This is a genomic window from Parafrankia sp. FMc2 (assembly GCF_041008525.1).
Lineage (GTDB): Bacteria > Actinomycetota > Actinomycetes > Frankiales > Frankiaceae > Parafrankia.
The window spans coordinates 1-6,258 of record NZ_JBFLUG010000243.1 but is presented as its reverse complement, the minus strand read 5'-3'; the positions used below and the strand labels follow the sequence as shown (position 1 = coordinate 6,258).

The 6,258-nt window shown below is 75.1% G+C and carries 6 protein-coding genes; 3 read left to right on the top strand and 3 right to left on the bottom strand.

The window, feature by feature from the left end; genetic code table 11:
- Positions 1-23 precede the first annotated feature (23 nt).
- Both AB1460_RS35185 and AB1460_RS35180 read left to right on the top strand, forming a co-directional pair.
- Positions 24-1,967, top strand: a complete 1,944-nt coding sequence (locus tag AB1460_RS35185; RefSeq protein WP_368966716.1) for a cobalamin biosynthesis protein — start codon at positions 24-26, stop codon at positions 1,965-1,967.
- Positions 1,968-2,022: 55 nt separating this feature from the next.
- Positions 2,023-3,069 (top strand): sirohydrochlorin chelatase, encoded by a 1,047-nt coding sequence (locus AB1460_RS35180; protein ID WP_368966711.1) that lies wholly within the window; start codon positions 2,023-2,025, stop codon positions 3,067-3,069.
- Between the two features lie 43 nt (positions 3,070-3,112).
- On the opposite strand, the gene AB1460_RS35175 is transcribed toward AB1460_RS35180, so the two are convergent.
- The gene (locus AB1460_RS35175) at positions 3,113-3,430 is read right to left on the bottom strand and encodes a helix-turn-helix domain-containing protein (RefSeq protein WP_368966715.1); all 318 of its coding nucleotides are present in this window, start codon (positions 3,428-3,430) and stop codon (positions 3,113-3,115) included.
- Between the two features lie 46 nt (positions 3,431-3,476).
- Entirely contained in the window at positions 3,477-4,508 is a 1,032-nt protein-coding gene (speB, locus tag AB1460_RS35170) for an agmatinase (RefSeq protein ID WP_368966709.1), read from the bottom strand.
- A gap of 499 nt (positions 4,509-5,007) precedes the next feature.
- Between speB and AB1460_RS35165 the strand changes: the two genes are divergently transcribed.
- A complete protein-coding gene (locus tag AB1460_RS35165) occupies positions 5,008-5,970 on the top strand; it encodes a hypothetical protein (protein WP_368966708.1) in 963 nt (320 codons plus the stop codon).
- A gap of 30 nt (positions 5,971-6,000) precedes the next feature.
- Here the strand turns inward: AB1460_RS35165 and AB1460_RS35160 are convergent, their stop codons facing one another.
- Complete coding sequence (locus AB1460_RS35160) at positions 6,001-6,252, bottom strand: hypothetical protein (protein ID WP_368966713.1); 252 nt, start codon at positions 6,250-6,252, stop codon at positions 6,001-6,003.
- Between the last annotated feature and the right edge of the window lie 6 nt (positions 6,253-6,258).

Genomic DNA, 6,258 nt, shown 5'->3' with positions numbered 1-6,258 from the left:
CGGCGAGCTCGGCGGCGGGTCGGGTGGCGCTGGTGGCGGTGACCGCCGCCGGGCGGGCCGCCGCCGCCGAGCTCGCCGCCCGCTGGCCCGCCGCCCGGCTGTACCCGGGCCGGGCGCGTGACGCGCTCGCCGCCGCGGTCACCGACGGTGTCGACGGAGTCGTCTGTTTCCTGGCGACCGGCGCGACGGTGCGGCTCCTCGACGGGCTGCTGCGCGGCAAGGACCACGACCCGGGTGTGGTGTGTGTGGACGAGGCACGCCGGTTCGCGGTCGCGTTGTGCGGCGGGCACGCCGGGGGCGCGAACCGGCTCGCCGAACAGGTCGCCGACGTCTTCGACGCCACCCCGGTGATCACCACGGCCAGTGACGTGACGGGCGTCGCCGCCCTCGACGGCCTCGGCGCCGAGGCCGGGTTCACGGTGGACGCCGGTGCGCAGCTGGCCGCGGTCGGCGCGGCGATGCTGTCCGGGCAGCCGGTGACCCTGCACACCGACGCGGTGTGGCCGCTGCCGGCGCTGCCCCCGTCGGTGCGCACCGCCGGCCCACGCGGCACCGAACCACGCACCGCCGACCGGCCCGGCGCGGACCCGGGGGCTTCGGACGGCCCGGCGGGCGGGACCGTCGCCGGGGAGATCCACATCACCGACCGGCTGCTGCCCGACCCGCCGGCAGGTGCCGTGCCGCGGGTCGTCTACCGGCCACCGAGCCTGGTCGTCGGGGTCGGGGCGAGCCGCGGGGCACCCGCCGCGGAGATCGACACGCTGATCGACGCCGCGCTGGCCGGTGCCGGTCTGTCCCCCGCCGCGGTGTCCCATCTGGCGACGGTGACGGCGAAGGCCGACGAGGCCGGGCTGCTGCAGGTCGCCGCGCGCCGCGGCTGGCCGCTGGTCGTGCACACCGCCGAGGAGCTGGCCGGGGTGACGGTGCCCCATCCCTCGGAGGTCGTCCGCGCCGCGGTCGGCACCCCGAGTGTCGCCGAGGCCGCCTGCCTGCTGTCCGCGCCCGCGCGCCGGACCGACGGCCCACCCGGCCAGGTCGCACCCGGCCAGGTCGCAACCGCCGGTGCGGGCACCCCCGCGGACGGGCACACCGCGGGAACGGCGGGAGCCGCGGGAACCGTGGCGGGGGCGGAGCTGGTCGTCGCCAAGCAGGTCAGCGCCCATGCGACGGTCGCCGTCGCGCGGCACCGGCCCCGGGGACGGCTCGCCGTCGTCGGCCTCGGCCCGGGTGACCGGGGGCTGCTGACCGGCCGGGCCCGCGCCGAGCTGCGCCGCGCCGGTGTCGTCGTCGGCCTCGACCAGTACGTCGCCTCGGTCGCGGATCTGCTGCCGGCCGGGGTGCGGGTCCTCGCCAGTGGGCTCGGTGACGAGCAGGCCCGCGCCCAGGCGGCGGTGGACCAGGCCCGCGCCGGTCACGCGGTGGCACTGATCGGCAGCGGGGACGCCGGGATCTACGCGATGGGCAGCCCGGCACTGGACCTGGCCGACGGGTCGTTCGACGTCGTCGCCGTGCCGGGGGTCACCGCGGCACTGGCCGCCGCGGCGCTGCTCGGCGCCCCGCTGGGCCACGACCATGCACTGATCAGCCTGTCGGACCTGCACACCCCGTGGGAGCGGATCGTGCACCGGATACGCGCCGTCGCCGACGCCGACCTGGCCGTCGCGTTCTACAACCCGCGCAGCCGCACCCGCCGCCACCACCTGCCCGACGCGCTGGCCGCGCTCGCCGCCGCCCGCCCCCCGGGCACCCCGGTGGGTCTGGTCACCGACGCGTTCCGGCCCGGGCAGCGGGTCACCGTCACCACCCTCGGCGCACTGACCGGCGGGGACGGCGGCAACGCGGACGCGGCGGAGCGGGAGCGGCTGCTGGACCTGGTCGGGATGACCACGACGGTGGTGGTCGGCTCGTCACGGACCCGGCTGCGCGCCGGGCTGGTCGTCACCCCCCGGGACTACGCATGGAGCTGATGGAGCTGATCCGTTCCCGCCGCCGTGCCGGCCGAGCCGCAGGAGGACCGTCGAGGTGACCGTCGAGCACACCCCCACCCCCACCGCCGCCAGCCGTCCCACGCCCGGACCGGCGCTGCTGATCGTCGGGCATGGCACCCGGGACCGGGACGGCGCCGAGCAGTTCCGCCGGTTCGTCACCCGGGTCCGGGAGCGGGCCGGCGGGCTGGCGGTCGACGGCGGGTTCATCGAGCTGTCCGCGCCGCCGGTCGCCGACGCGGTGACCCGCCTGGTCGACGCCGGGCATCACCGGCTCGGCGTCGTCCCGCTCACACTGGTCTCCGCCGGCCACGCCAAAGGGGACATTCCCGGGTCGATGGCCCGGGAGCGGGACCGTCATCCGCAGCTGACCTACGCCTACGGACGTCCCCTCGGCCCGCATCCGTCGCTGCTGGCCCTGCTGGAGGAGCGCATCGACGCGGTGTGCCCGCCCGGGGAGCGGTCGGCGACGACGGTGCTGCTGGTCGGGCGCGGGTCGACCGACCCGGACGCCAACGCCGAGGTCGTCAAGGTCGCCCGGCTGCTGTGGGAGGGCCGCGGGTTCGCCGGGGTGGAGGTCGCGTTCATCAGCCTGGCCGAGCCGTCGGTGCCCGCCGGGCTGGAACGGATCCGCCGCCTGGGCGGGACCCGGGTCGTGGTCGCCCCGTACTTCCTGTTCACCGGGGTGCTGCCGCGGCGCACCGTCGCGCAGGCCCAGGAGTGGGCGGCGGCGCATCCGCAGGTGGCGGTGGCATGCGCGGGGCTGCTCGGGGACGGGCCGGCGCTCGTCGACCTGGTGCTGGAACGCTACCGGGAGGCCCTCGGCGGGGACATCCGGATGAACTGTGACACCTGCCTGTACCGGATCGCGCTGCCCGGGCATGCGCACCGGGTCGGGCAGGTGCAGACCCCACACGACCATCCCGACGACCCCACCAGCCCCCACGACCACTCCCACTCCCACGGGCATGGGCATGGGCATGGGCATGGGCATGGGCATGGGCATGGGCAGCATGCTCATGACGACGGGGGCCGGGTGGTCGGCGCCGGCTCGGCGGGGGGTGTCGCCCGCGGAGGCGACTGACCACCCGCCGGCCCGGACCGCGTGCGCCGGGTGCGGGCTGGTGTCAGCCGCCAGCGCCGGCGGTGACGGTGGGCAGGCCGGCCGCGGCCGCCGGCCGGGCGGTGGACGTCTCGTACGACGGGGCGTCGCAGGTGTGCGCCAGTGTGTCCAGGGACAGGTCGAGGGCCCGCGCGAGCGCGGCGACGGTGAAGAACGTCGGGGTGGGAATCCGTCCGCTCTCGATCTTGCGGAGGGTTTCGACGGACAGGCCGGCGGCCAGGGCGATCTCGGCGACGGCGCGGGCCCCACGGGCCTCCCGCAGCAGAGCACCAAGACGGCAGCCGCGGGCACGTTCAGCCGGGGTCAGCGCGGTGCGTACCATACCCATCACACTAACTCCGGTATACAAATACCGAAATTCGGTATAGTTATCCGATCGCAGGCCTGGCGGACGCCCAGGGCGTCGCGACGGGAGCCGGCACCGGCACGGCCGCCCTGGGCAGGCGCTCCGCCCCGTGCGGGGAGACCGCCATCGTCGACAAGATCTCATAACCGGTGTGCGCCGCGGCGATCCCGGTGATCTGAGCGTGGTCGTAGGCGGGCGCCACCTCGACGATGTCACCGGACACGACGTTCATCGAGCGGAACTCGCGGAGCAGGACCAGCAGCTCGCGGCTGGTCAGACCACCCGCCTCGGGGGTGCCGGTACCCGGCGCGAACGCCGGATCGAGAACGTCGATGTCGACGGACACGTACACCGGACGGTCCCCGATCCGCGCCCGGAGACGCTCGCCGGCAGTCCGGACACCCTCCATCTCGATGTCCGTGGCCGTGATGACGGTGAAACCGAGCCGCCGGTCGTCCTCAAGATCCGTGTCGGCGGGAAGAGGGCCGCGCACGCCCACATGGATGCTCGCCTCCATGTCGATCAGACCTTCCTCGACGGCGCGGCGGAACGGCGTCGCGTGGTTGAACGCGGTGCCGTAGGAGCCCTCCCAGGTGTCCAGGTGGGCGTCGAAGTGAGCGACGGCGACAGGCCCGTGCACCGCCACGACCGCCCGTAGCAGTGGCAGCGAGATCGTGTGGTCACCACCGATGGTGAGCAGCCGGGCGCCGCCGTCAAGCAGGTCCCGCGCCTGCCTCTCGACCGCGGCGAGCGCGGCGGGCAGGTCGTACGGCCCCACCGCGACGTCTCCGGCGTCGGCGACCTGCAGCCGCTGGAACGGCGCGACGGCCAGCTCCGGGTTGTACGGCCGGAGCAGCCGTGAACTCTCCCGAATGTGATTCGGCCCGAACCGGGCGCCCGGCCGATAGCTCACACCCGAGTCAAAGGGAACTCCCAGAATCGCGACGTCTGTCTGGCTGACCTCGTCGAGCCGGGGCAGCCTGGCGAACGTCCCCAGGCCCGCATAGCGCGGAAGTCCTGCGGGTTCCCGCGGGCTGTTCTGGATGGGCGGCACAGCAACTCCTCGTGAACAGGTGCGCACACCACGGGGGCGCACCACCGGGGGCAGGCCATGGGTCCTCCCCCTGACCTGGCCGGAACCGTGTCGGACCGAGAGTGGCGGCTCCCGCCACGGGCGATGCCCTCAGACGGGGGGAGGGCAGGCAGTCAGCCGCCCGTAACACACCACAATCCCGCCGAAACCTGTACTCCGCACCAGGACGTGGACAACAATCGGCGTGCGGGGGGAATCCGGCCTGGCAGCTGCGGCGCGCTGGTGCCAGGCCACCACGACATCACACCTCCATTTCCCGCCGTGACGGCGAACACGGTAGCGTGCGAGAGTCACCGATCCGACGGGGTGGGTGACGCACCGCAGCGCACAGTCCGGTTCACCTCCGACCCCAGGCCACCTCGGCCCGGTGTCGCGCCACGGACCGTGTCCACGGCCCACGCCGGGAACGCATCACGGCCCCACCGCCCTACCGGGCGGGCCCGGGGCGGGAAGGAGGGGGATGAGCCACGTGGAGCTACCCGACTCCGCCCGTCCCGACCGGCTGGGGATGGCGGCGGCGTCCCGCGCTGCCGCCATGCTGTCCCGCGAGATCGCCTACGCCGACCCGGACCCGCTGACCATGGCCGAGTTCGACGACCGACTGCACCGCTACGCCACCACCCTGCTCACCCTGCCGCACACCCTGCTGGTCCGGCCGGTGATCGCCGACTGGCGCCGCGCGCAGGCCGCGCTGGGCCGCCGGCTGTCCCCAGCCGTACACCGCGAACTCACCGGCATCGCCGGGTTCCTGTCGTTCTACCTGGGGGTGCTCGCCGTCGAAGCCGGCGACGACCCGTCCGCGCGCCGGTTCGCCACCCTCACCGACCAGTTCGCCGGCCAGCTCGACGACCCGCTGCTCACCGGCACCGCCGCGACCCTCGACTCGCTCGTCGCGTTCGTCACCGGCCGCTACGACGCGGCGGCGGGTGCGGCGCGGCGCGCCGACACCGCCGGGCATCCCTACCTGCATGGCTGGGCGGCCGCGCTCGAAGCCGGCGCCGCCGCGACCCTCGGTGACACCGACACCGCGCTGATCGCGCTGGACCGGCTGACCCAACGCCCCAACGTCCAGGGGCTGCGCCACCCCGGCTGGCCGGCGTTCGACGAGGTCCGCGAAGCGTGCGTCGTCGCCGACGTCGTCAGCCGCATGGGCGGCGACGGCGCGGCGGACCTCGGGCGCATCGCGGTCGACATGACCAGCTCGGGGACGGTGGAACGCGGCTGGGCGCTGGCGTCGCTGGCCGGGGCGCTCGCCCCCGACGACCCCCCGGAAGCCTCGCGGATGCTCGGCGAGATCGTCGACATCCTCGACGTGCACCCGTCCCGGCTGCTCAGCCGCCGCGTCAACGAGATCGTCTCCATCGCCGGGCCGGGCCTGCTCCCGCTGACCACCCACCCGGACGGCGCCGACACCACCGCCTGACCCCCGCCCGACCACGGTCGCCGGCCGGGCTCAGGCGGACAGCCGCCGCGGCGGCTCCGCCGCGGTGAGACGGTCACGGCGGCGGGCCAGCAGCCGTGCGGCGAGCCTGTCGGCGCGTTCCATGTCGTCCAGCGTCGCGCGGGTGCGGTCCTCGATCTCCAGCATCGCGGCGAGCAGCTCGGCGGACAGCCGCGTACGCGCCGCGACCCGCGCCACACTCGGCGGCAGGGCGGACGGGGTGCGTGTGGACGGCGGCCGTCGTGACCTCTCCCTTCTACACATCTGTCG